General features: G+C 65.0%; 22 protein-coding genes and 1 tRNA gene. 17 read left to right on the top strand and 6 right to left on the bottom strand.

Going from position 1 to position 23,614, the window contains the following annotated elements:
• Positions 1 to 35 precede the first annotated feature (35 nt).
• Together THIMADRAFT_RS16150 and epmB are read right to left on the bottom strand one after the other, a co-directional pair.
• Entirely contained in the window at positions 36 to 2,114 is a 2,079-nt protein-coding gene (locus tag THIMADRAFT_RS16150; protein WP_007194146.1) for an EAL domain-containing protein, read from the bottom strand.
• Positions 2,115 to 2,205: 91 nt separating this feature from the next.
• Positions 2,206 to 3,279: an EF-P beta-lysylation protein EpmB gene (epmB, locus tag THIMADRAFT_RS16145; RefSeq protein WP_007194145.1), complete on the bottom strand. Its 1,074-nt coding sequence runs from the start codon at positions 3,277 to 3,279 to the stop codon at positions 2,206 to 2,208.
• A 34-nt stretch (positions 3,280 to 3,313) separates the two neighbouring features.
• On the opposite strand from epmB, the gene efp reads away from it, so the two are divergent.
• Together efp and epmA are read left to right on the top strand one after the other, a co-directional pair.
• Positions 3,314 to 3,886 (top strand): elongation factor P, encoded by a 573-nt coding sequence (efp, locus tag THIMADRAFT_RS16140; protein ID WP_007194144.1) that lies wholly within the window; start codon positions 3,314 to 3,316, stop codon positions 3,884 to 3,886.
• A gap of 75 nt (positions 3,887 to 3,961) precedes the next feature.
• Complete coding sequence (gene epmA, locus THIMADRAFT_RS16135; protein ID WP_040731915.1) at positions 3,962 to 4,966, top strand: EF-P lysine aminoacylase EpmA; 1,005 nt, start codon at positions 3,962 to 3,964, stop codon at positions 4,964 to 4,966.
• A 207-nt stretch (positions 4,967 to 5,173) separates the two neighbouring features.
• Here the strand turns inward: epmA and THIMADRAFT_RS16130 are convergent, their stop codons facing one another.
• Both THIMADRAFT_RS16130 and bioB read right to left on the bottom strand, forming a co-directional pair.
• Positions 5,174 to 5,785, bottom strand: coding sequence for a hypothetical protein (locus THIMADRAFT_RS16130; RefSeq protein WP_007194142.1), 612 nt, complete (start codon positions 5,783 to 5,785; stop codon positions 5,174 to 5,176).
• A gap of 52 nt (positions 5,786 to 5,837) precedes the next feature.
• Positions 5,838 to 6,884 (bottom strand): biotin synthase BioB, encoded by a 1,047-nt coding sequence (gene bioB, locus THIMADRAFT_RS16125; RefSeq protein ID WP_007194141.1) that lies wholly within the window; start codon positions 6,882 to 6,884, stop codon positions 5,838 to 5,840.
• 71 nt (positions 6,885 to 6,955) lie between these two features.
• Between bioB and THIMADRAFT_RS16120 the strand changes: the two genes are divergently transcribed.
• The gene (locus THIMADRAFT_RS16120) at positions 6,956 to 7,690 is read left to right on the top strand and encodes a ComF family protein (protein WP_007194140.1); all 735 of its coding nucleotides are present in this window, start codon (positions 6,956 to 6,958) and stop codon (positions 7,688 to 7,690) included.
• 101 nt (positions 7,691 to 7,791) lie between these two features.
• On the top strand, positions 7,792 to 9,015 hold the full coding sequence (locus THIMADRAFT_RS16115; protein WP_040731910.1) for a methyltransferase domain-containing protein: 1,224 nt from the start codon (positions 7,792 to 7,794) through the stop codon (positions 9,013 to 9,015).
• A gap of 15 nt (positions 9,016 to 9,030) precedes the next feature.
• Here the strand turns inward: THIMADRAFT_RS16115 and glsA are convergent, their stop codons facing one another.
• Entirely contained in the window at positions 9,031 to 10,875 is a 1,845-nt protein-coding gene (gene glsA, locus THIMADRAFT_RS16110) for a glutaminase A (RefSeq protein ID WP_007194138.1), read from the bottom strand.
• A 501-nt stretch (positions 10,876 to 11,376) separates the two neighbouring features.
• On the opposite strand from glsA, the gene THIMADRAFT_RS16105 reads away from it, so the two are divergent.
• From THIMADRAFT_RS16105 to THIMADRAFT_RS16045, 13 genes are all read left to right on the top strand, one after another.
• Positions 11,377 to 11,847, top strand: coding sequence for a hypothetical protein (locus THIMADRAFT_RS16105; RefSeq protein WP_007194137.1), 471 nt, complete (start codon positions 11,377 to 11,379; stop codon positions 11,845 to 11,847).
• Positions 11,848 to 12,393: 546 nt separating this feature from the next.
• Positions 12,394 to 13,851 carry an Eco57I restriction-modification methylase domain-containing protein gene (locus THIMADRAFT_RS16095; RefSeq protein ID WP_233490272.1) on the top strand — a complete coding sequence of 486 codons (1,458 nt, stop codon included), beginning with the start codon at positions 12,394 to 12,396 and terminating at the stop codon, positions 13,849 to 13,851.
• The gene (locus THIMADRAFT_RS16090) at positions 13,848 to 14,801 is read left to right on the top strand and encodes a BsuBI/PstI family type II restriction endonuclease (protein ID WP_007194135.1); all 954 of its coding nucleotides are present in this window, start codon (positions 13,848 to 13,850) and stop codon (positions 14,799 to 14,801) included. The genes THIMADRAFT_RS16095 and THIMADRAFT_RS16090 overlap by 4 nt, the downstream gene beginning before the upstream one ends.
• A 106-nt stretch (positions 14,802 to 14,907) precedes the next feature.
• The gene (locus tag THIMADRAFT_RS16085; RefSeq protein ID WP_040731905.1) at positions 14,908 to 17,673 is read left to right on the top strand and encodes a putative virulence factor; all 2,766 of its coding nucleotides are present in this window, start codon (positions 14,908 to 14,910) and stop codon (positions 17,671 to 17,673) included.
• A gap of 184 nt (positions 17,674 to 17,857) precedes the next feature.
• Positions 17,858 to 18,991, top strand: coding sequence for an SEL1-like repeat protein (locus tag THIMADRAFT_RS16080; RefSeq protein ID WP_007194133.1), 1,134 nt, complete (start codon positions 17,858 to 17,860; stop codon positions 18,989 to 18,991).
• A 149-nt stretch (positions 18,992 to 19,140) separates the two neighbouring features.
• Positions 19,141 to 19,542: an MbcA/ParS/Xre antitoxin family protein gene (locus THIMADRAFT_RS16075; protein WP_007194132.1), complete on the top strand. Its 402-nt coding sequence runs from the start codon at positions 19,141 to 19,143 to the stop codon at positions 19,540 to 19,542.
• Entirely contained in the window at positions 19,523 to 20,224 is a 702-nt protein-coding gene (locus tag THIMADRAFT_RS16070) for an RES family NAD+ phosphorylase (RefSeq protein ID WP_007194131.1), read from the top strand. The genes THIMADRAFT_RS16075 and THIMADRAFT_RS16070 overlap by 20 nt, the downstream gene beginning before the upstream one ends.
• On the top strand, positions 20,221 to 20,751 hold the full coding sequence (locus THIMADRAFT_RS16065; RefSeq protein WP_007194130.1) for an MOSC domain-containing protein: 531 nt from the start codon (positions 20,221 to 20,223) through the stop codon (positions 20,749 to 20,751). Before THIMADRAFT_RS16070 ends, THIMADRAFT_RS16065 begins: the two co-directional genes overlap by 4 nt.
• A gap of 207 nt (positions 20,752 to 20,958) precedes the next feature.
• Positions 20,959 to 21,033: transfer RNA gene (locus THIMADRAFT_RS16060), tRNA-Val, on the top strand.
• A gap of 398 nt (positions 21,034 to 21,431) precedes the next feature.
• Positions 21,432 to 21,659 carry a hypothetical protein gene (locus THIMADRAFT_RS26735; RefSeq protein WP_139052867.1) on the top strand — a complete coding sequence of 76 codons (228 nt, stop codon included), beginning with the start codon at positions 21,432 to 21,434 and terminating at the stop codon, positions 21,657 to 21,659.
• 175 nt (positions 21,660 to 21,834) lie between these two features.
• Positions 21,835 to 22,062 carry a hypothetical protein gene (locus tag THIMADRAFT_RS26730; RefSeq protein WP_007194128.1) on the top strand — a complete coding sequence of 76 codons (228 nt, stop codon included), beginning with the start codon at positions 21,835 to 21,837 and terminating at the stop codon, positions 22,060 to 22,062.
• Positions 22,059 to 22,277, top strand: a complete 219-nt coding sequence (locus THIMADRAFT_RS16050; protein WP_007194127.1) for a hypothetical protein — start codon at positions 22,059 to 22,061, stop codon at positions 22,275 to 22,277. The genes THIMADRAFT_RS26730 and THIMADRAFT_RS16050 overlap by 4 nt, the downstream gene beginning before the upstream one ends.
• The gene (locus tag THIMADRAFT_RS16045; RefSeq protein WP_007194126.1) at positions 22,270 to 22,470 is read left to right on the top strand and encodes a hypothetical protein; all 201 of its coding nucleotides are present in this window, start codon (positions 22,270 to 22,272) and stop codon (positions 22,468 to 22,470) included. Before THIMADRAFT_RS16050 ends, THIMADRAFT_RS16045 begins: the two co-directional genes overlap by 8 nt.
• Before the next feature lie 186 nt (positions 22,471 to 22,656).
• On the opposite strand, the gene THIMADRAFT_RS16040 is transcribed toward THIMADRAFT_RS16045, so the two are convergent.
• A partial coding sequence (locus tag THIMADRAFT_RS16040) for an IS1634 family transposase (protein WP_007194125.1) occupies positions 22,657 to 23,614 on the bottom strand: 958 nt, incomplete at its 5' end.

Raw genomic sequence — 23,614 nt, 5'->3', positions numbered from 1 at the left:
AGCTCACGAACATCGCACATTTTACCGGGCGCAGTTTAGGGCTGAATGTCCAGGGTCGGCGAGGGACGCTGCAGGAAATTGCCCTGCACATAATCGACCCCGGCCGTCCAGAGCACGGTGAGCGCGCGCGCGTCTTCTACCCCCGTCACGACACTCTTGACGTTGAACTCGCGCGCGAGATTGGAGATGGCCATGAGCCGTTGCTGCTTCGCCGGATCCTCGGCGAGCGCGCGGGCAAAATCCGGCATCAGAACGACGAAATCGACCGGAAGCGCCTGAAGGATCATCTCGGAGCGATTGGTCGCGCCGAAACGATTGATCGCGACCCGACACTTGATCTGCTTCAAGGCATCGACCAGCTTGCCGAGACTGGCCAGATTCTCCGCAACCAGCTCCTCCTGAAACTGGAAGGCAAGCCAGTTGCCGCGCACGTCGAGCTCGCGCAGACAGTCGCAGATATGCAGGATGATGCTCGGGTTTCGGAAGGTATCTTCGGCTAGATTGATGAAGAATCGAAGGTTGTGGCCGGCACGGCGCTGCTCGGCGAGCACGCGAACCGCGTCGCGGATCGCCCATTTGTCGAGCTCCTCGATCAGACCGCGCCGGATCGCGGCCCCGATGAAATCCTTGGCCTCCAGGAGCTCGCCGTTCCCGTCGAGGAGGCGCACCAAGACGCTGTAGTTCTCCTGGTTGTCGCCCATCAGGCTGATGATGGGCTGGTAGACGAGCTTGAACTGCTGGTTGCCGAGCGCGGTTGCGATCTTGTCCGCGACCTCGGTGTCGCCGTCCATCGCGGTTTGCTTGGTTCGCGCAGCCAACGACGTGGGGGTCTGCATCCCGCCGGCACAATCCCCGGGCGATCCCGCACTGTAGACGCAAAGTCGATGCGCGGCGTTGAGAATGTCTTGTGCGGCCGCAGCACGCCCCTTCACGAGGTAGTAGCCGATATCGCAGTCAGGCGCGATGCGGGCATTGCTCGCAGGGCGTTGCGGCAGGCGTGCGTGCTCGCGGATGTGCTCGGCAAGCGCCTCGGCCTCTTTCTCGTCCAAACCGTCGACGATCATGGCGAAGCCGTCGTCGCTGATCCGGGTGAGTGCGTGGGCCCGGGCGGCAACCGAGGCCAAGACAGGCCCGAATCCGTCGACGACGTCCAACCCATGGGTCAATCCCAGATCGCGCAAGAGCTCGGAATGGCGTCGCAAGCGGACGAAAAAGACCGCAAAGGGGAGCGGCACCGAACGATCGGTGCCGAGTCGCGTCTCGATTTCGTCGAAGAAGGCACTCCGGGCGGCGGCGATGTCGGAGACCATTTCGCCGCCCTTCGCCGGGGTCTCGGGGTGGCGCACGGGATCCAGGATCAACCGCAGACAGGGCTCCTCGTCGAGTATGGCGTGCGCCGCGGATAGGTCGACAGCCAACGCTTTGCCCCGGCTCGAGTGCAGACGCGTGGTGATCTCGACCGGCTCTGCATGATCCGTGCGCTCTGCGCTGTGCAGCAGATCGCGGACTTTGTCGCGCTGGTCCGGTTCGACAAGATCCAGGAATGCGATCGACTCGATCTCGTCGAGGTTCGGATAGCCGAGAAGCGTGAGATAGGCGCTGTTGGCGTGAAGATGCAGACCCTGCTGTACGAACGCGATCGCGGCGCCGGTATGGTCCACCAGCTCACGGGAGCGTCGTTCGCACTGCTTGAGCCGGGCCAGCAGATCACGGTATCGGCGACGCTGTCGAAGGTCGTCGGCTTCGCGCCTGATGGTCCAGATCAGCTGCTCCTCGTCGGCGAGGGCGAGCAGGCCACGTGCGCCGAATTGTTGTGCCTCGAGCACCTGATCCGGACCGGGCGTGTCCGTCGCGATCATGATGAGCGGTCTCTCGGCTGCATGCTCGCCGCGACGCCGGATTGCCTCCGCTAGGTCTTGGTCGTTGTCGTGGCGCCACCACAAGATCATGTCGAAGGCCCGACGAGCGAGCAGATCGTTCAATCGATCGGCACGCGCGGTCACGAGCGCCCTGGCCGCGAGACCGGCTGCACGCAGGCGCTCCACCAAGCGCTCCGCGGCGACGGTGTCGGTGGTCAACAACAGCAAGGCCAGCAGTTGGGGTTGCGCGGACATGATGCGACCTAGTGCGGGATCCACGAGGTTTCGGGACATTGTCGTCTGCGCGATTATCCGGCTTTGCGGCCCGTTAGGGAAACGATCGAGTTCACAAGAACGGTGATCCGATGCGGGCGGCGTCGTTCAAGGGTGTCTTGGCTCCGCGACCTGGAAGCTCGCGGACCAGGCGTGGGACCAGATAGCCGGGCAATCGATCGCGCAACGCCTCGCCGAGCTGGAGGGCCTGCGTGTCGGGAACCGCGAAGTGTGCAGCGCCCTCCACGGGATCGAGCTGGTGGAGGTAGTAGGGGAGGACACCGCACTCGAAGAGCCGCTCGCTGAGCGCACCGAGTGTCTGCGCCGCGTCATTGACCCCGCGCAGCAAAACACTTTGATTGAGCAAGGTCACATCTGCGTGTCGCAGTCGCCGCAGGGCGTCCGCGGCATCGGCGCCGAGTTCGCTCGGATGATTAGCGTGGATGACGAGGACGCTCGCGAGAGGGGAGCCCGATAGGCGTCGGCAGAGCGTCTCCGTCACCCGAGAGGGAAGCACCACGGGGAGGCGTGAATGGATCCGCAGGCGGTTCAGGTGCGGGATCTCGTGGAGCCGCTCGAGCAGTGCGCCGAGCCGATCGTCATCCAGCATCAAGGGATCCCCGCCGCTGAGGATCACCTCGGAGATCCCCGGGTCCGCGGCGATGGAGGCTACCGCGGCGGCGGTGCGATCCGGCGTTTGGCCGAGCGCCGTGTATGGGAAATGTCTCCGAAAACAATAGCGACAGTGTACGGCGCACCCGCCCGTGACGATCAGGAGGGCGCGGCCGGTATATTTTCGAAGCAGCCCGTGACCGAGATCCGCGGACGTGTCGCCGACCGGATCGCGGGTGAATCCGGTGACCGTCAAGCGCTCCGCCCCGAGCGGCAGGACCTGTCTGAGCAGGGGGTCGCGAGGGTCGCCCGGCGTCATCAGGGCGGCAAAGGCGCGCGGGACCAGCATCCGGAATCCCGATTCAGCGGGGTCGAGATCCGGGATCGCCTCCGGACGCAGACCGAGTGCGGCGAGCAGGTCGGCTGCGTCTCGGTAGGCCTCGGCGAGGTCTCGTTTCCAGGCCGGCTCCCGCTCGGAGGAGCGCAACGGGTCCGAGGTCGCGGTCTGACAAGCAGCGATACTTCGCGGTACCATTGTGCGGTTTAGCTCCACAGTCAACGAGGACGATATGGCCTTTTACAGTACCAGCGAGTTCAAGGGCGGACTCAAGATCATGTTGGACGGCGATCCTTACAACATCGTCGAGAACGAATTCGTCAAGCCCGGCAAGGGCCAAGCATTCAACCGCGTGCGGGTGCGCAATCTCAAGACCGGGCGAACCGTCGAGAAGACCTTCAAGTCGGGCGATACGGTGGAGGCGGCCGACGTCCATGATACCGACATGCAGTATCTCTACAACGACGGCGAAGAGTGGCATTTCATGGATCCGGCCAGCTTCGAGCAGATGACGGCGGATGCAAACGCCGTGGGCGACGCGGCCAAGTGGATCAAGGAAGAAGACATCTGCAGGGTGACGCTCTGGAATGGGGTGCCGCTGATCGTCGAGGCGCCCAACTTCGTGGTGCTGGCGATTACCGAGACCGACCCCGGGCTCAAGGGCGACACCTCGGGCGGCGGCGGCAAGCCGGCAACCCTCGAGACGGGCGCCGTGGTGCGTGTGCCCTTGTTCGTTCAGTCCGGCGAGCTCGTGAAGGTCGACACGCGGACCGGCGAGTATGTCTCGCGTGCCAAGGAGGCCTGAAGGCAAGGCGCGGTCGAGCGATGCCGGCACGACCGGCCCCGTCCGCTCGCCCTCGTCGTCGATCCACCCGTCCTGATGCCTGCTTGCGAAGACTGGTCCTCGTGCGCAACGACCGCTGTCCTGCGTGCTCGTGCGGAGATGCTGGCCCGGATTCGCGCCTTTTTTGCCGCCGCCGGCGTGATGGAGGTCGAGACGCCGATCCTCTCGCACGCCGGTGCCACGGATCCGGCGCTCGCGAGTCTCTCGCTCTCCGGCGGCCTATCGGGGGATGGGTCGAACGCCGATCGGAGGCTCTTCCTGCAGACCTCGCCCGAGTTTCCGATGAAGCGCCTTCTGGCCAGCGGAAGCGGTCCCGTCTATCAGATCTGCAAGGTCTTTCGCGGCGCAGAGCGCGGGCGGCGACACCACCCGGAGTTCAGCCTGCTGGAGTGGTATCGACCGGGCTTCGACGACGGGCAGCTGATGGACGAGGTGGCCGATCTGGTGCGCGCCGCGCTGCAACGCCCGCGGTTGCCGATGGAGCGGATCCGCTATCGCGACCTGTTTCGCGAGGTCTTGGACCTGGATCCCTTCACGTCACCCGTGCGGACCTTACGCGCGGCCGCGATCACGGCCGGCATACCCGATGCCGATCGGCTGGATCTCGAACGCGACGCCTGGCTCGATCTCCTGCTCACCCAGTGTCTGGAACCGCGTCTCGGGCGGTCAGGCATGAGTTTTCTCTGCGACTACCCGCCGAGCCAGGCCGCCTTGGCGCGGATCCGGCCGGCCGCAGAGCCGCTCGATGATCAGGCGGTTGCCGAGCGTTTCGAGCTTTACATCGACGGGGTCGAGCTGGCGAACGGCTTTCACGAGCTGACCGATGCCACGGAGCAGGGTACGCGCTTTGCACGCGACTGCGCCGAGCGTCGCCGTCTCGGCTTGGCCGAAATCCCGCCCGACACGCGTCTGCTCGCGGCACTCCGGGCCGGCATGCCGGCATCAAGCGGAGTCGCGCTCGGGCTCGACCGTTTGTTGATGATCGCCACGGGGGCCACGCACATCGATCAGGTCTTGGCCTTCCCCGTCGAGCGGGCCTGAAATGAAACCGCGTCACTCTGCTCTTTGCGCGATCGGCGTTCGGGGTTCGGTGGACTTCGCTATCGCTCGTCCACCCTACGGGGGCTCGTCGACCCTACCGGCATTGAATTTCCGTGTTGAGATCTCCTGAACCGCGTCCTGCCGAGGTCTTGTGTCGAGGCGCGCTCATCGTCACAACGCAACGCTGCATGTTGCTCGGGACGCGGTTCAGTCCGTCAAGGCGCCCTGGATGGCCTCCAGGTCCAGCGCATTCAGATACGCCTCCAGCGGGGCCGCATCCGCCAGACCGGAACCCTCGCCCTGCACCAGAAGACGGCTACCGACCATCAGGGTGATCTTGTAGGTCTCGCTGCCCGGGGTGTGCTCCATCATGCCGCGCTCGCCCTTGAGCGAGAAGCTCTTCAGATCCTCGTTGGCTTGCATCATGAACGGCATCGAGATGGCCATGGTCAGCATCGGCATCATCGGGGAGTCGGCCATCAGGGTGAGGGTCACCTCGGCGTTGTCTTCCCGGACGTAGCGCCGACTGAGGTGGGTCCCGGTCAACATGGACGCGAGGCCGCCCGACTGGGACTGGGCCTCGTCCGCGACCCATCCCTCCAGAGGCGGCGGAAACAGCGTCAGAAGACCGGCCGTGATCTGTGCGCGAATCGCCTCGACGGCGCCGTTCAGGGTCTCCGCGGCTGTTCTGAGCTCGCCGGACGCGTAAGCCTGCTTCGCCGCATCGATCTGGTCCGTGACCTCGTCCGCGGCGGCCGTGTTGAGCGTGAGGGCAAGGCCGGCCGCAAGGACCAGGGTGCCCGTCATCGTTGCGTGCATCTCATTCTCCGTTTGCGTGACATCGAGGCGCTAGCACGGGCGCGCAAGGCCGTCAGTTCTCGACAACCGCATCCAATGCCTGCTTGGCCTTGTGGCAGGCGCCGGGCTCGGTGCGCTCGGGGTCCATCTCTTCGAAGGCCAGACCCAAGCGCGCAAACAAGGCGCGATCCCGATCGGACTCGGCATTCGGCGTGGTCAGCAAGCGCTCGCCGTAGAAGATGGAGTTGGCCCCGGCGAGATAGCAGAGCGCCTGCAGCTCGTCGCTCATCTCGCTGCGCCCGGCGGACAGACGCACATAGGAGGCCGGCATCAGGATGCGCGCGGTCGCCACCACGCGGACGAACTCGAACGGATCCAGTGCCTCGCTCGCCTGAAGCGGTGTACCCTCGACCCGGACCAACAGGTTGATCGGAACGGATTCGGGATGGGCCGGCAGGTTGGCGAGCTGACGCAACATCGAGGCACGGTCGCGCCGCGACTCGCCCATGCCGAGGATCCCTCCGCTGCAGGTCTTCAGACCCACGTCGCGGATATGCTCGAGGGTGTCGAGCCGGTCCTGGAAGGTGCGTGTCGTGATGACCTGACCATAGAATTCGGGCGAGGTGTCGAGGTTGTGGTTGTAATAATCGAGCCCGGCCTCCTTGAGACGGCGCGCTTGCGCACCGGTCAGCATCCCCAGGGTCACGCAGGTCTCCAGGCCGAGCGCATGGACACCCTCGACCATGGCGACGACCTGCTCGAGGTTCTTGTCCGTCGGATTGCGCCACGCCGCGCCCATGCAGAAGCGCGTCGCACCCTGTTCGCGGGCGATCCGCGCGGCGTCCAGGACCTCGTCGATCGGCATCAGGGATTCGCGCTCCAGCCCGGTTTCGTGACGTGCGCTCTGGGCGCAATAGCCGCAGTCCTCGGGGCAGGCGCCGGTCTTGATGCTCAGGAGTGTGCTGACCTGGACGCGGTTGGGATCGAAGTAGAGTCGATGCGCCGTCTGGGCGCGAAACATCAGATCCGTGAAGGGGAGGTCGAGGATGTCTTGAATCTCCTCGACCGACCAATCGTGGCGCAGGATGGACAAGGAGAGAGGGGAAGGCTTGGGTGACATGGGCGTGATGGGACGATTTCCGAGTGCGGAAAAACCACATATGCTAGTGGGCTTCGGTCGGTTGTCAACCGATGTTCGGTGATTCGCTCGAGAAGCGCGGCGTGATGTCCCTGCTCGCGTCGGTCTTGTTCCCGCCGACCTGTGTTCTGTGCGGTGCGCCCGGCCTCACGAGCGGAGGAGGGCGCGACCTCTGTCCCGGCTGTGCGGCCGAGTTGCCGCACAACCGCGACTGCTGTTTCCAATGCGCCGTGCCCTTCGACAGCCCGATGCCCGCGGGGACGCGGTGTGCCGCCTGTCAGCGGCACCCGCCGCCGTTCGAGAGCAGTCTCGCGGCCTTTCGCTACGAGGCGGCGATCCCGACGTTGATCGGAGGCGCGAAGTTCCGCGGAAAGCTCAATCTCGTACGTTTGCTCGGCCAATGTCTCGCCGATCGAGTCCGCGAGGTCGATCCGCCGCTCCCGCAGGTGCTGTTGCCGGTCCCGCTGCATGCGGCTCGGCTGCGCACCCGCGGCTACAACCAGGCAATGGAGATCGCGCGCGTCGTCGGCCGGGATCTGGCGTTGCCGATCGATCACGCCTGCTGCATCCGCAGCGCTGCCACCCCACCGCAGGCCGGCCTCGACGAGCGCGCACGCCATCGCAATATTCGAGGCGCTTTCCAGGTCCAGGGCTTGCTGCCGTGGAGCCACGTCGCCATCCTTGACGACGTCGTGACCACAGGCAGCACCGTCGCCGAGCTGAGCCGGATGCTGCGCAAGGCGGGGGTTCGGCGGATCCAGATCTGGGCTGTCGCGCGAACGCCCTGAGCCCCCGGCTCGCCACAGCCGACTGCGGTCGCCGTGGCACGCGCCGCTCGGCGAAACGCGACCTCTTCCGCAACCAGGGCAATGCGATGCCTGAGACGCCGATGCACGAGCCGCCTGACAAGACGAGCATCCAAACGCCCGCGCGCATCCGCTTCGACCTGCATTGGCAAAGCGAGGACGCGATGCACACCGACAGCCGGGTCGCTAGCCGGCTCGCACTCTGTCGTGGTCTGATCCCGCCCGAGTTGGAGGCCGAGATCATGGATCGCCACGTCGGCCACTGCGCGACCCTCCGCTTCGAGCCTGGCGCATGGCTTGCGCCGCCACGCGACGATCTGCTGCGAGAGCTGCGACCCGAGCACTTCAACCGTCGCCTCCCGGCCGGAGCATGGATCGAGCCGCGTGCCGGGCGCTTCTACCCGCGCGGCGTCCTCGAAGGTGTCGAAGGCATCTCGGGCAGCGACCGACGGCCGCTGCGGTTGGTCGATGTGCAGCCGGAACGGTTGACCGCGGATCTCAATCACCCGCTTGCCGAACGGGCGCTCGATGTCGCCGTGCGGATCGAGGCGATTCGCGCCCGCGGGGATCGGCACGTCGGGCGGTGCACCGAGGTGACTGCGTTGATCACCGACGATGGTCCCGGCATGCAGGCACGTTGGCGCGGCCAGGCGACCGACTTCTGGTCCGACGACCCGTTCGCGCGTCCCGATCCGCGTCCGGACGCCGATTTCTATGCAAGCCCGCGACTCGTCGACCATCTCGACCGCACGGCGATCGCCGAGATCGGCGGCCTCTACGGCCGCCTGATTCCCGCCGGTGCGCACATCCTGGACCTGATGACGAGCTGGCACTCGCACCTGCCTCCCGGCTTGGAGCCCGCGGCGGTGACCGGCCTCGGCATGAATAGGTCCGAGCTGGACGCCAATCCGGTGCTGACGGCGCGCGTGGTCCATGACCTGAATCGCGATCCGACCCTGCCGTTCGGCGACGCCGATTTCTCGGCTGTGATTTGTACGGTCTCGGTCGAGTACCTCACCCGACCCTTCGAGGTCTTCCGCGAGGTCGCCCGGGTGCTGAAGCCGGGCGGGCGTTGTATCCTCACCTTCTCCAACCGCTGGTTCCCCCCGAAGGTGATCCGGATCTGGCAGGAGTTGCATGCGTTCGAGCGGCTCGCGCTCGTGCTCGACTATCTGCGGGAGTCCGGCCGATTCGGCCGGCTCGAGACCTTCAGTCTGCGGGGTCTTCCGCGACCGACCGACGATCGGTATGCCGGCCGGCTCGCCGAATCCGACCCGGTCTTTGCGGTCTGGGGTACTCGGCTCTGACGCGCGTGGCCGTCATCAGGCCAGTTGTTGGATGAGTTGGGTGTCGCGTTCGATCTTGTTGGCGAAGTGGCTCGCCATGCTCATCAGCATCTTCACCAGAAGTGCGTCGGGGATGGCGTCGAAGCGCAACTCCAAACAACGGGTCTCCATGGCCGCGGAGACATTGGCCGTGCGGCGCTTCTCGTTCACCAAGGCAACCTCGCCGAAGACCATTCCCGGGCCGAGGCTGGAGAGTCTCAGGTGGTGGCTCAAGGGGAGGCTCGCGCCGGTATCGATCCAGACCTCGACCTCGCCACTCAGGATGAAGAACATGGACTCGGCGCGATCCCCTGCGTGGAAGATCCGCTCGCCCGTCTTGAACTCCCGCTCGAGGCCGGCACGCCTGAGCGATTCGAGCTCGTCGTGGGTCATCGCGGCGCACAGATACTGCTGGCTCAGGTCCGCGACCGAGGTGTCGGCACCCGCTGTATCCGCCCGGGCGATCAGCTGATTCTCGCACCACTCCACCGCGTGATCGGTGTCCTCGAAGTGCAGCGGGCCGGGCTCCTGTCCGCGATAGGCCTGGCCCTGGAGGTGTTTTCGGAAGCGATAGAGGTGTTTGCCGTCGGTGAAGAAGAGCCGCTTGCCCGCGTCGGCGATCCGCATGCACAGCTCGCTCAAGACCAGAATCGACGCCTGGTCCGTCCCGATCACCCGTTTGAGATCGAGGACCAAATAATCGACCCGCGCGAGCTCGGAGAGGATCTCCACGCCGACCGACTCGGCACTGCCGAACAACAGCTCTCCCTGCAGCTCGTAGACGCGGATGCGATGCCCTTGCTCCGCGAGTACGGCGAGCTCCGCCTCGCTGCGACGACGGCGCGACGTACGCTTGGCGCAGTCGTAAACCTGACGCATGACGGTAGCGGAGGTCGAGCGTGCGACATGGAAGAGGTGCAGACTGAAATCCTTGGAGAGCCGCTTGCAGGCCTCGATGCCGCGGACACTGTTGCCCTTGGCGTCGAGTCGCGGCGAGAAGACCCCGAGACCGAACTGTCCGGGCAGCACCGCCGTGATCCCGCCGCCCACGCCGCTCTTTGCCGGCATGCCCACGTTGAAGATCCAAGCGCCCGAGAAGTCGTACATGCCGCAGGTGCTCATGACACTCAGCACCTTCTCGACATATCGCGACTGCAGCGCGACGACACCGGTGACCGGATTCACCCCGTTGTTGGCCAGACAGGCGCCGATCATCGCCAGATCCCGCGCGGTCACCAGGATGGAGCACTGCCGAAAATACAGATCGACCACCTCCTCGGGCGTGCGATCGAGGATCCCGTAACCGAGCAGGAGGTGCGCGATCGCCCGATTGCGATGGCCGGTGTCGCTTTCGGAGCGATACACCGTCTCCTCGATCGCCATCGGTCTGCCGGTATAACGCCCGAAGGCGTCGAGAATCCGCTGCATCGGCGGGGCATCGGGTGTGCTCGCGATCAGACCCGTGGTCGCGATGGCGCCCGCATTGATCATCGGGTTCATGGGACGCCCGGTGCCGGGCTCCAAGCTGATCGAGTTGAACGCCTCGCCCGAGGGCTCGACGCCGACCTTGCTCAGAACCTGGTCGAGCCCACGATCTTCAAGCGCCAGACCATAGGTGATCGCCTTGGAGATCGATTGAATGGTAAAGCTCTGACGCGAGTCGCCGACCTGGTAGACATGCCCGTCGACCGTGACCATCGCGATCCCGAGCCAGGATGGATCGGCGCGGGTCAGCTCCGGGATGTAATCGGCGACGGCGCCGTCCTTCAGGTCGAGCAACTCTTCATGGATACGGTCGAGGTAACGCTGGACCGGAGAGAACTGGAATGCTCGCTTATCCATTCAGGCTCCTGAGAGGTGTTCGGAAAGGGTGTGTCCGATCGAGGTCCGGTCCCCGGAGACATCGGCGTGTATCTGGGGCTTGAAGGGGCGATGCCGTATCGGCCCTCGTCGAGCCGAGATCGATCACCCGACCCAAATCAAGCCGTCTCCATCTAAGCAAAAGCCGTGCGCACGCCCGGACGGCCGTGAGGGGACAGCGAGCCGCCCGAGTCGGCGCGCCTTGATTTCAGGGAGCAGGCAACGATCTCCAGACCCGAGCGACATGGTGACCGTCCGGTCCGTGCGCTGTTTATCGTCCTTCCGTTGTGCTCTCCTTTGTTTCGGCGACTTGCCCAGCCGTCCGTTTAGCAAGGCGTGGCAGCCCATCGATGACTCGGTGTGATGCAGCCGAGACAGAGGATGCACCGCCAATGTCGCGTTCGACAACAGCCGGCGTCCCGGATCCGCGTCGCCCCGATCAAAACCCGTCTTCGTATCCGTTTCTCACCGAGGTCTTGCCAGATGTCGTTTCGATTGCTCCTGATTCCGTTCCTGTTCCCCGCCTTCGCGTCTGCCGCTTCGCTCGAGAACGGTACACCCATGCCCGCCTTGACGCTGCAGGACCAATACGACACCACCCACACCATCGACGCGAGCACCCGACTGCTGATCTTCAGCGCCGAGCGCGAGGTCTCGGCCCTCGTGGAAACAGCGCTGGCGGATCAAACGACGGAGTCGCTGTCCGCGGTCGGCATCCGGTACGTCTCCGACATCAGTGCCATGCCCGGCATGGTGACCTCGATGATCGCCCTGCCCAAGATGCGCAAGCGGCCCTATTCCATGCTGCTCGGGCGAGATCCCGAGGAGACCGCCATGCTGCCGCGCGAGCCCGGAAAGGTGACCCTGATCACGTCGGAAGGGGGCAACATCACAAGCGTGCAGTTCATCGGCGACGCGGCGAGCTTGCGGGCGGCGCTCGGGATCGCGCCGTGAGGGAACAGCTCCGAGCGAATCGGCTGCGCGTAGGGCGGAAGGCGAGACGCCTGCGCGTTGTGGCTCGCGGCTGCAGCCATGGATCCAAGGAGGACGCGCCGCGGACTCACGACCTTTAGATCGCATGCACCGGGCTCTCACGGGCGGCACACCCGGCCGCTTCAGTCCGTGGGCACCAATAGTCCCGGTCGACCCCTTTCCCGGCCGGAACCTGCGCCAGGTCAACCAATAGCAAGCGCAAGCCATCGACAATCTGACGCATCAGCCATTCGGAGAGATCAGAGCGGACCGACATGCGTCGCAGGTCGTCCGTGACCTGGCCTGCCGTGAGCGCCGACAAGGCCGCGGGCTCGAGGTCCTTCAGGAAATCCTCGCCCCGTCGGATGTACCATGGTGACGCGACTTCGCCGGGAGCTGGCGACGGATCTGGATATCCAGATACCGATCCCAGTGCGGCGGCCAGCCGTCCTCGGACTATCGTGCTGAACATTAGGGCGCACAGGAGAAGGAGAAACCGTTTTGCTATCGACGGTTGAACAGAGAAGATTGGAGCTCTCAAAAAGTACCGGAGCGAAAAAGAAGGCGCATTTCGGTCAGTTTCTCACGCCTGAAAGAATGGCGGCATTTATGGCGGGGCTTTTCCCGGATGGAATGGGGGATTGTTTCCTTTTAGACGCGGGAGCAGGGATCGGTTCCCTATCTGCTGCTTTTTTGGATCGGTGGAGGACTGGAGGGCTTCACTTTCAGCGCGTGGCGGTCGATGCCTTTGAGCTTGACCACGATCTGATTGACGATTTGTCGAAGACGCTAAATAAGTATAATGGCAACGGCGATTTGTCCGTCAATATCCAAGGAGAAGATTTCATTCACTGTGCGGTTGAATCGTTGGCCGGCAACCTGTTTTCCAGCCCCATGGAACACTTCACTCACGCAATTCTTAACCCCCCGTACAAGAAGCTCAACAGCAATTCGCCTCACCGGTTGGCCTTGCGCCGTGTTGGCATCGAGACAGTGAACCTCTATAGCGCTTTCGTGGCGCTGGCCGTCGCTCTAGCCGCGCAGGGAGGCCAGATCGTCGCCATCATCCCGCGCAGCTTCTGCAATGGGCCGTATTACCGACCATTCCGTGATTTTATCCTCGAGCGGACGGCCATCCGCCACATACACTTGTTTGACTCGCGTAGCAAAGCTTTTAAGGATGACGATGTCCTGCAGGAAAACATCATCATCCGCTTGGAGCGTGGCGCCCAGCAGGAATCGGTGACGGTTTCGACATCAGCCGATGACAGCTTTTCCGACCTCGCCGCCCATGAACACCCGTTCGACCGGATCGTGTTTCCGCATGACCCCGAGCGATTTATCCATGTGCCCACATCGTCAGAGCACGACGCCATTGAACTATTCCCGGCGATTCGCTGCACACTGAGCGATCTCGGCATCAAGGTTTCCACCGGGCCGGTAGTCGATTTCCGTCTGAAAGCGCACCTGCGCGACATGCCGGGGCCGGGCACCGTGCCCTTGCTCTATCCCGGCCATTTCAGCAGCATCGGCACAACATGGCCAATAGAGAACACGAAGAAGTCCAACGCCATTGCGCGGAACGCCGACACCGAAAGGTGGCTTTACCCGAGCGGATATTATTGTGTGGTGCGCCGCTTCTCCTCGAAGGAGGAAAAACGCCGAATCGTGGCGAGCACGGTGGAACCTAGGGCATTTGGCGACGCGCCTTTGCTGGGCTTCGAGAATCATCTAAACCTGTTTCACGAGAACAAGCACGGCCTGCCTGAACCTCTGGCCCGCGGGCTGGCCGTGTTCCTGAACACGACCGCAGTAGATGAAAGTTTCCGACGCTTTAGCGGCCACACACAGGTCAACGCAACCGACCTTCGGCTAATGAAGTACCCAAGCCGTGCCGCTCTGATTGAGCTTGGCGAGTGGGCCGCTAGCCAAGGAACGCTCTCACAAGACCAGATCGACGCCAGGCTGGAAGCATTGACGGCATGAAGAACAAGAACGATTACACCGAGGCTGCACAGCAGATCATCGTTTCGTTGGGCCTACCCCGAGCACAACAGAACGAGCGTTCAGCCTTGTGTCTGCTGGCCTTGCTGAATCTCACGCCAGGAAAAGAATGGGCCGACGCGGAAAACCCACTGATTGGCATCACCCCGATCATGGACTGGGCGCGAGAGCACTTCGACAAAGAATATGCACCGAATACGCGGGAGACGGTACGCCGTCAGACCATGCATCAGTTCTGCGACGCTGGAATAGCCCTTTACAATCCAGATAATCCCGACCGCGCGGTGAACAGCCCCAAAGCGGTCTATCAGATCGAATCCGCCGCGTTGGCCCTGCTGCGCACCTTCGGCAGTCCAGCTTGGCATCACAACCTCGCTGCCTATCTGGCGAAACGTGAAACATTAGTCGCCAAGTACGCCAAGGAACGCGAGCAGAACCGCATCCCGGTTGAGATTGTACCGGGCCAGCGAATCACCATCAGCCCCGGCGAGCATAGCGAGCTGATCCGTGCCGTCATTGAGGACTTCGCCCCGCGCTTCGCACCTGCCAGTGTGCTGGTTTATGCCGGAGACACGGGCGACAAGTGGGGCTATTTTGACGCAGCCTTGCTGGCGGGATTGGGTGTCGATGTGGATTCTCACGGCAAGATGCCTGACGTGGTGCTCCACTATGCTGCGAAGAATTGGTTGCTTCTCGTGGAGTCGGTTACCAGTCATGGGCCGGTCGATGGCAAGCGGCACACCGAGCTTGCCGACCTGTTTGCCAGATCGACTGCCGGGCTCGTCTATGTCACCGCGTTTCCGAACCGGGCGATCATGGGCCGCTACCTTGCGGAGATCGCATGGGAGACTGAAGTGTGGGTGGCGGATGCGCCGTCGCATCTGATCCATTTCAACGGCGAGCGTTTTCTCGGGCCATACAATTCGCCCTGAAACAATGGATTGTAGGATGGGTAGAGCGCAGCGAACCCATCGAGCCTCGGTGCGGGCGTCGACCAAGGAATTGAATGATGACGAAGCAGAATCAAGCGAAGAGACCATGACCGACACATCGCACGCGTCACGCGCAGCCGAGCTGATTCGCCGCAGTCGTGCCCTTTACGAGGGCAGCGGCGAGGCGATCGAGTGGGTGGCCGAGGTGCGCCGTCATTCCCGGCGGCTCGATCGCGAGTCCGACAGCCTGACCGACAAGCTCAGACGGACCCGCAACCTTGCCACACGGCTCGGACGCGCCGCCGGGCGCTCGGTCAGCGTCGGCTTCTTCGGCCTGTCCCAGGCCGGCAAGTCCTATCTGATCTCGGCACTCGCGGCCGGGGAGAGCGGGGAGCTCGAGACCGACGTCGAGGGGCGACGGCTCAACTTTATCCAGCACGTGAACCCGCCCGGACACGGCAAGGAGGCGACCGGTCTGGTGACCCGCTTCACCCGCCGCCCGAGCACGGCACCGCCGGGCTATCCGCTGGAGCTCTCGCTCTTCTCCGAGGTCGATCTGGCCAAGGTGCTCGGCAACGCCTTCTTCAACGACTTCGATCGCGAGCAGGTCGAGGTCGACCTCTCGCCCGGCCATCTGCGCCGCCATCTCGCCGCCCTGCAGGCGCGCCGCACCGCCGCGCCCACCGGCGGGGTGAGCGAGGACGACGTGGTCGACCTGCTCGAATATTTCGAAAAGCGCTTCCCCAAGACCACCGAGCAGCTCAAGGCCGACTATTGGCCGACCGCGATCGCGCTGGCGCCCTACCTGGAGCCCGCGGACCGCGCCGCGCTCTTCTCCGTGCTCTGGGGCGAGGTGCGCGAGCTGACCGAGACCTATCTGGCCCTGCGTCGGGGACTGGCCGACGCCGGTCACGCCGACGCCGCCTATGCCCCGCTCTCCGCGCTGGTGCGCACCGACGCGAGCGGCGAGCTGAGCCAGGGCGACAGCATCATGAACGTCGACATCCTCGAGCGGCTCGGGCGCGACGACGCCGACCGCATCGAGATCGTCCCGCGTCGCGGCGAGACCCTGCTGCCGGCGGTTGCGCTGCCGCGCTCGCTGCTCGCGGCCCTGACCACGGAGCTGCGTTTCGTGCTCGCCGAGACGCCGCGCACCGGGCTCCTGGAGCAGGTCGACCTGCTCGACTTTCCCGGCTATCGCGGACGCCTCGCGGTCGCGAACCTGGCCGAGGTGCGCAAGCAGCTCCAGGACGACCAGGTCGACCCGGTCGCCCAACTGGTGCTGCGCGGCAAGGTCGCCTTCCTCTTCGAACGCTACACCGACGATCAGGAGATGAACCTCCTGGTGCTCTGCGCGCCTTCGCATAAGCAGAGCGATGTCAAAGACCTGGGGCCGGTACTGGAGACCTGGGTCCATGCCACGCAGGGTGCGGATCCGGCTACCCGCGCGCGCCGCGATCCCGGGCTGATCTGGGCCTTCACCATGTTCGACTTCCGCCTCAACCCGGTCCCGAGCGAGACCGAGGACCTGATGCGCAAGGGCTGGGAAGGCATGATGAAGCTCGCCCTCCTGGAGCGCTTCGGCGCCTACGACTGGCTGCGCGAATGGTCGCCGGGCAAGCCCTTCGACAATCTCTTTCTGGTGCGCAAGCCGCGCATGGCGACCGCCGTGATCGAGACCGACGCGTCCGGCGAGCAGGCCATCCTCCCCGGACAACGGGCGCGTCTCGACCTCTTGCGGCGTACCTTCTGCGAGGACCCGACCGTCCAGAAGCATCTCGCGGACCCCCAAGCGGCCTGGGATTCCATGCTCAGCTTCAACGACGGCGGAATCTCCCGCCTCGCCGCCTATCTCGGCCGGGTCGCCGCGCCCGAGGGCAAGCTCGCCCGGATCGGCGAGCAGCTCGACGCGGGGATCGAGGAGCTCGTTCGGCATCGATTCGGACCCTATTTCCGCGCCGAAGGCGCGGCCGAGGTCGACAGCAAACGCCGCCTCGCCGATCGGGTGATCGGTGCTCTGCGTCAGCGACCCAATCGCTTCGCCGCTCTGCTCGGCGCGCTGCAGCCGCCCAAGGAGGGACTGCGCGCACTCTATCTGCGTGCCGACGCCGTAGTCGGCCAACCGGCGCCGGCGACCACGCCGGCCGCGTCGGATGCGGCCCGCACCCCGGCGCCGAGCAGCGACGGCGGTCTGATCGATCTGGATGCCTTGCTCGGAGGGGCCGCATCCGGCTACCCGCCGGGCGCCGACTCCTCGACCACCAAGGGCGGCGCCGATGCACCGCCCCCCGCGGCGACCAACGAGAACGCCGCACGCTTCGTCCGTGCGGTGCTCAGCTATTGGGTCGGTCATCTCAAGGCACTGCCCGAGGACCCGCATTGGCTGCGCCACATGGGCCTGGACAAGGGCGCGCTCGAAGACCTGATCGGCGAGCTCATCACCGGAGCCGACCGCTCCGGCCTCGATCAAGCCCTGATCGCGCTGATCGACAGCGCGGAGTCCCAGACTGCGGCGATGCGCTCTCAGCTCGCCGAACGTCAGGTCTTCGTGACCGCAACGCGCATCAATCGCTTCGTCGATTACCTCGGCAGCGACGACCTGCCGCCCGACGACCGCCCGCGCTCCCTGGTCGGCCAACAGCGCCCGGTCTTCGCTCCGCCCCCGCCGATCCCGCACCGCGGCATGCCCGCGTTGCCCGAGACCCCGGTGAATTTCCCGGCGCTCTACATCGTCGACTGGTTCGAGACGTTCCGAGCGCTCGCCATCGCCAACGCCGGCCACGCCGCCGGGCGCGACATCTCGCCCGAACAGAACGCCCGGCTCGGCCAGATCCTAGCCCTCGTCGCCGGGGGCGGCGCCGGGTCGACATAAGGCGATTGTCGCGAAACTGTCTCCCGGTGGGTCGGGCTTCAGCCCGAGAAAGGCGCCGCTGGATGGCGGTACCGCCTGGTCGGACTCAAGTCCGACCCACAAGGCATAAGTATTCTCCGGACATCGCCTTGACCACGCGCTCCCCTCAACACACTCAACCCACAACGACCATAGGTAGACCCCGATGGCCCTGAAGATCGATCTCCACCCGGCTGGTCCGGGCTCCGCCCGGCTGCTGATCGGAGGCGCACGGCCGAGCCCGGAGACGGTCTCGCTCGCCCTGCAACGCAACGACGGGCGCTACTTGGGACTCGATCGTCAGTGGCAGGTCACACCGCATTGGCACCCCATCTTCACGGCCGAGCCCCTCTCGGATGGACTCAGACTCACCCTCGGCGCGGACCTGGTGGACAGCATCGTCGGCGTCGGCGGGGCCCCGTTGCGCGTGGTGGCCAGGCTCGACGGTGTCGAGGACGCCGGCACCTTGCGGATCCGCGGCGAGCTGATCGGCTCCGGCGCCGCCGCGTCGCGCTCCGCATCCGAGGATCCGCTGGAAGAGACCATCAGCATCCGCAGACCCGGAGCCGAGTCCACGCGCGACGCCGAGCCTGATTCCGACGCCGACGACTTCTCGCTCGACCTCGAGGGTCATGCGGATCCCCGACCAACCCCGCGACCCGCCGCACGCTGGCCTTGGCTCGCACTCGCCGCCGTCCTGCTCTTGGCCGGCGTCGGCGTCGGTGCCTGGTGGCTCGGATGGTTCGACGAGACGCTGCCGTCGGATCCGGATACACCCCTGGTCGTCGAGCCGCCCCCGGACTTCCCGCCCGCCCAAGTGGACACGCCGGAGTCCGAACAATCGGACGAAACGGCACCCCCCTCGGAACGCGATCCCACCCTCACAGGCATCGCGCTGGCCAGCCGATTCCTCGCCGACGGACCGACCCCGGCAGCCATCTTCGAGCGCGCCGAGCAGCTCGAGCAGACCGGCGATTGCCCCGCCGCGTATGCCCTCTACAGCGAAGCCGCAAACACCGACCCCGCCTTCGCGGCCCGCCTCGCGCGTCGCTACGACCCGCTCACCCATCGCCCCGGAACCTGTATCGCAGCACCGGACATCCCCTACGCGATCGTCTACTACAGCGACGCCGCCGAGGCCGGCGACACCGAGGTCCAGCGCCGCCTCGGCCAGCTCATGGCCGAGCATGAGTCCTCCGGGCCGACGCACGAGGCGGGACTTGGGTGGCTGCGCAAGGCTGCGGCTGCGGGTGATGCGGAAGCCGCGCGAGCGATCGAGAGCCTGGGCGGTGGGCGGTGAGCACCGGCACCGATCTCAACGGGCGTGTGCGTGGCCCGGCTGGATCGAGGCTCTGGCTGCCGAGAATCTCCCGAGGACTTGATAACCCGAACAGAACGCTCTATTTTTAGAGATAAATATAAAGTTGCTCCACATGTAGAGCTTATGCGATGAGTGCACTCCCGCATCCCCAAACCGGCTTCGATCCGGAGCGACTCTCCAGTGCCGCCCTGCAGGCCTTTTTTAATCTTTCCGCACGTTGGGGGCTCACGGCCGCTCAGGAGCGGATTCTGCTCGGCAACCCGCCGGAATCGACCTTCTTCAAATGGAAGGCGGAGAAGACGGCCCGGCGGCTGGGGCGGGACGTCCTGGATCGCATCAGTTACCTGCTGGGTATCGCCAAGGCGTTGAACATCCTCTTGCCGTCGCCGCGTGCGGCCGACGAATGGGTGAAGAAGCCCAATACGGCGCCGTTGTTTCACGGGCAGTCGGCGCTGGAGCGGATGCTCGGCGGCAGCCTGATCGATCTTGCGGATGTGCGGCGGTATCTCGATGCTCAGCGGGGACTCTGATCCGCAGCGCCCGCCCTGTTGCGATCTGGACTGGACGCACCAGTACCGCATCGTCTCCTCGGAGTTTCCGCCCATCAACCTGTTCGAGACGCTCGTGGACCCGGATCTGATGGATGAGCTGTTCTATCTCGAAGGGCTGACCAACGAGCGCTTGCGCGACGAGGCCGGGGATATCGCACTGGTCGATCGCGAGGACCGTGTCTGTGGTCCCGGCTCGACGCCGGTGATGGCCGCGTTCACGCACATCGGCGTGGCCAGCCGATTCAGCGACGGCAGCTTCGGCGTTTATTACGCGGCCAAGACCCTGCACACGGCGATCGAGGAGACGAGCTACCACCGCGCCCGGTTTCTTGCCTACACACGAGAGGACGCCGGAGAGATCGACATGCGGGTCTACGTGGGGGCGGTGGCCAAGCCCTTGCACGATGTCCGAGGCGCGGATTACGACCATCTGCATGACCCGGACGATTGGCGGCCATCTCAAGCATTCGGCTTGGCGATGCGCGCGGTGCGGTCCTGGGGGATTGTCTATCGGTCGGTGCGGGATCCCGGAGGGGAATGCCTCGCCGCGTTGCGGCCACCGGCAGTCACCATCCCCCGGCAGGGTCCCCACCTCTCCTATGTCTGGGATGGCTCCCGGATCGTCCGGGTCTACCGCAAGACGCTGATCCAGTCATCGTGACAGGGTCTCTTGATTGGCTGAGGGCGCGGCTCGGGCGGTTCGTTCGGCGTTTCCGCCGAGTGCCCGGCGGTCGCGTGACGGCGATCTTCGTCGCGGATGCGGCCGGGACGCCGATGCGTGCCTGTGAGCAGACCCTGGCGCTCGTCGACCAAGGATTGGCAGAGGATCGCTATGCCGCGGGCCGTGGGTTCTGGCGGCTGACCGATGGCTGTCAGGTCACCCTGATCTTGGCCGAGGATCTACAGCGCGCGGAGCGCCGGCATGGTCTGCCGCTCGGCGCCGGGCAACATCGGCGCAACCTGGTGGTCTCCGGATTGGTCGGGGTCGAGCTACGGGGCCGCAGCCTGCGGATCGGCGAGGCGCTGTTGGCGTGGCATCGGGTGCGCCCGCCCTGCGGGTATCTGGATCGGGTCGCCGGCGCCGGTATGGCCAAGGCGCTCGGGCGTTACGGCGGGCACTGCCTGCGCGTGCGCGAGGGCGGGCTGATTCGGGTGGGCGACCGGGTAACGGTGATACCCCGAGACTAGGTATCGGCACAGCCGCCGGGGATGACGTCCGTCGGCACTGATTGATCCTGGAGAGTTTCAAGGCGGCGATCGGCCAGAACGCTCGATCCGGCCTTTGATGATGGCCTCGCCCTTAAGCCGCCGATGCTGCGGAGCCACCCGGTGCCCCGCCGCGATTCGGCGGCGTTGACCTCGCCAACCGCGCCTGGTAGATTGCGCCGCTGAATCGGGCGCATAGCTCAGCGGGAGAGCACTGCCTTCACACGGCAGGGGTCGGTGGTTCGATCCCACCTGCGCCCACCAATACAATCAGAAACTTAGAAGCCGTCCTCGTGCCGGTTTTTTCGTCGGGGCCCAAACCGGGCCTAAATCGGACCCGTTTTGAACAACGTAAAGACAGTGGTCAGTCCTAACCCTGACCACTGCCCGAGCAGACATTCGGGCCGCAACTGATCCCGCTTCAGTCGAACAATCACCTCCGATCCAAGCATCAGGCGTATGTGTCGAGGCCCCTCTTCATGACGCCACTTCACCGAATCAAGGTGACGATGATGCCACGCCCGCCGCTGCGCTCCTCCTAAACCTACCGCTCCCGGCGATACCCCGCTTCAGCGAAATTCTTGAGGACTCCGACTCGGCGGACTTCAGTCGAGTGGAATGCAGGCGCGCCGAGAAAGGCAGTCTCGTGTCGACCCCGATCGGTGCGGTGCAGGGACCCGCAAGGCTATGCTGATGCGGCGCATCAGTACGTTGCCATGGGCTATCGCTATATCGCCCCGGGCGGGCTGGTGCGCTCGCCGACCAAGGAGATCTTGCGGGTGCTGGAAGCAGTTCACCAGGTCGTCCCTGAGCATGTGGATATGCACCTGTTCGGGCTGGCGCGGCTGGGGGCGCTGGGGGACTTTGCGAGGCTGGGGTGCGGTCGGTAGACAGTGCGTCCTACCTTCGACGCGCGTGGATGGGCAGTGGCGGGGAGAACTACCTGACCGAGGATGGGTTCTTCACAGCAATCCGTATCCCCGAAGCGACCAAGAGCTTTAGAGCAAAGCGAATGGTGTCCGAACCGATGACAGGCGTAATCGGCTTCGGCGGACGCTGGAGGCGATGCCTTGGAAGCACTGCCCCTGTGAAATCTGCCGCCGTGACGGCATCGATGTGATCATCTTCCGCGGCAATAACCGCCTCCGGCGCCGCGGCTTCCAGAACACCGATGTGTTCTATCGGCCGCTGCAACGCGCGCTCGCTGGCGAGCCGGTGGAACCGGGCAGGGCTAAGGTCCAGCCCTGCGCCCAGCTCGACCTGTTCGAGACGCTGGAGACCACCGGAACATGAGGAACGACCAGTTGGTGCGCTTCCATGGGAACACGGCCGTCATGCGCCTGGACATGGACCAAGGCTTTTCGGAGGCGCAGATTCGGAGCTCCGCCGACGGCGAGACCCGCGAGCAGGACCGACGCATTTTCGAGGCCCTGGACTACGTGAGCCACGACCAGCGCGCCATTGCGCTCCAGCCGCTGCAACGCATTCCGGGAGCAGACAATGATTAAGATCGTGCGAGCCGACTTCGTGCAGGACAAGGTCATCCGACTCGCCTTATCCGACGGCACCGGGGGCGACTACGACCTTGCGCCGCTGATCGTGCGCGGCACCGATATGGTAAAGCCCCTGGAGGACGCCCCTTCTTTCGCCGCTTCTTTCTGGAGTTCGGTGCACTATGCTGGCCCAACGGCTTTGAGCTGAGCGCTGGTGGCGTTCAGCAGCGCCTACGCGAGCAAGGTCGTCTTCACGCCATCGACCAAGTTGCCTGAACCGCGTTTGTTACCCTAAGTTTAACACCCCACCCCAAGCTCCCTTTCCTTTCATTGGCTTACGCCGAACGAAGTGGGCGAGTGGCACTACAAACATGCCATTCTTCGGGATGAGGGATCAAACAATCATTTTATGCACACCTCCCGGGGTGGGGTCGCTGCCGAGGGCCCGGATGATCGCCAGCTGCGCCGGTTCCGGTTGGGTGGCCTTGCGCACATGTAGGGCACGCCCGTCGGGACGGCGGAAGGTGGCGGTCACCCGGCATTGGCCGGCGAGGATCGCACGCAGACTGGACCACCGGTCGGTGATGCCGTGCGCCTGCAGGCGCCGCCGGATGATCTGGACGAACTGGTAGGCGAGCACGGTGATGAACAGGTGTCCCTCGGTGCGTTCCGCCGTCTGATGGTAAACCGGACGCAGACCCAACTCCGACTTCAAGGAGCGGAACACCGCCTCCAGGTCGGTGAGCATGACGTAGGTGCGCCACAGCTGCTCCGACTCCCAGGTCAGCTCGTTGGTGCGCAGGCAATAGACCCCGGGGTGCGTGACCAAGGTGCCGTCGACCGGTCGGCGTTCCCAGCGGATGGCTTGGGCGTTGACCCCGCCGGCATCCGGCTCGACGGTGATGCTGTAGTGCTGCGCGACGCCGTGACTCTTCTCCTTCAACCGCCCGATACGTTCCCACAGCTTGGCGATGCGCTTGGTGGTGCGCGGGCGCGCCAGTCCCTCGTGCAGGGCCTGCAGGGCCACCTCGAAACGGGTGCAGAACCGCTCGGCGATGCCTTCTTCCTTGTGTGCCCGGCGCTCGGAGTAACAGTAGAGGCGAACCTCCTCGCCCTCGGCGTCGAGGACGCGCTGCACGGCGATGGGATCCCCGCCGGCGGTCTGGATCGCGATCGCCGCGTCCGCATCGAATTGGCGTTGACGCTCCCGGCTCACCACCAGATAGCGATAGCCCTGCGCGCGCAGCCACACCACGTTCTCCTCGGTGGCGATACCGCGGTCCATCACCACCAGGGCGCCCGCGGGGGCGCCCAAGCCGACGAGCATGCCCTCCAAGGTCGCGCCCTCGACC

Origin of the sequence: Thiocapsa marina 5811 (genome assembly GCF_000223985.1) — a bacterium.
Classification (GTDB): Bacteria; Pseudomonadota; Gammaproteobacteria; order Chromatiales; family Chromatiaceae; genus Thiocapsa; species Thiocapsa marina.
Note: the sequence above shows the minus strand (reverse complement) of the source record. Positions and strands in the feature narration are given on the sequence as shown.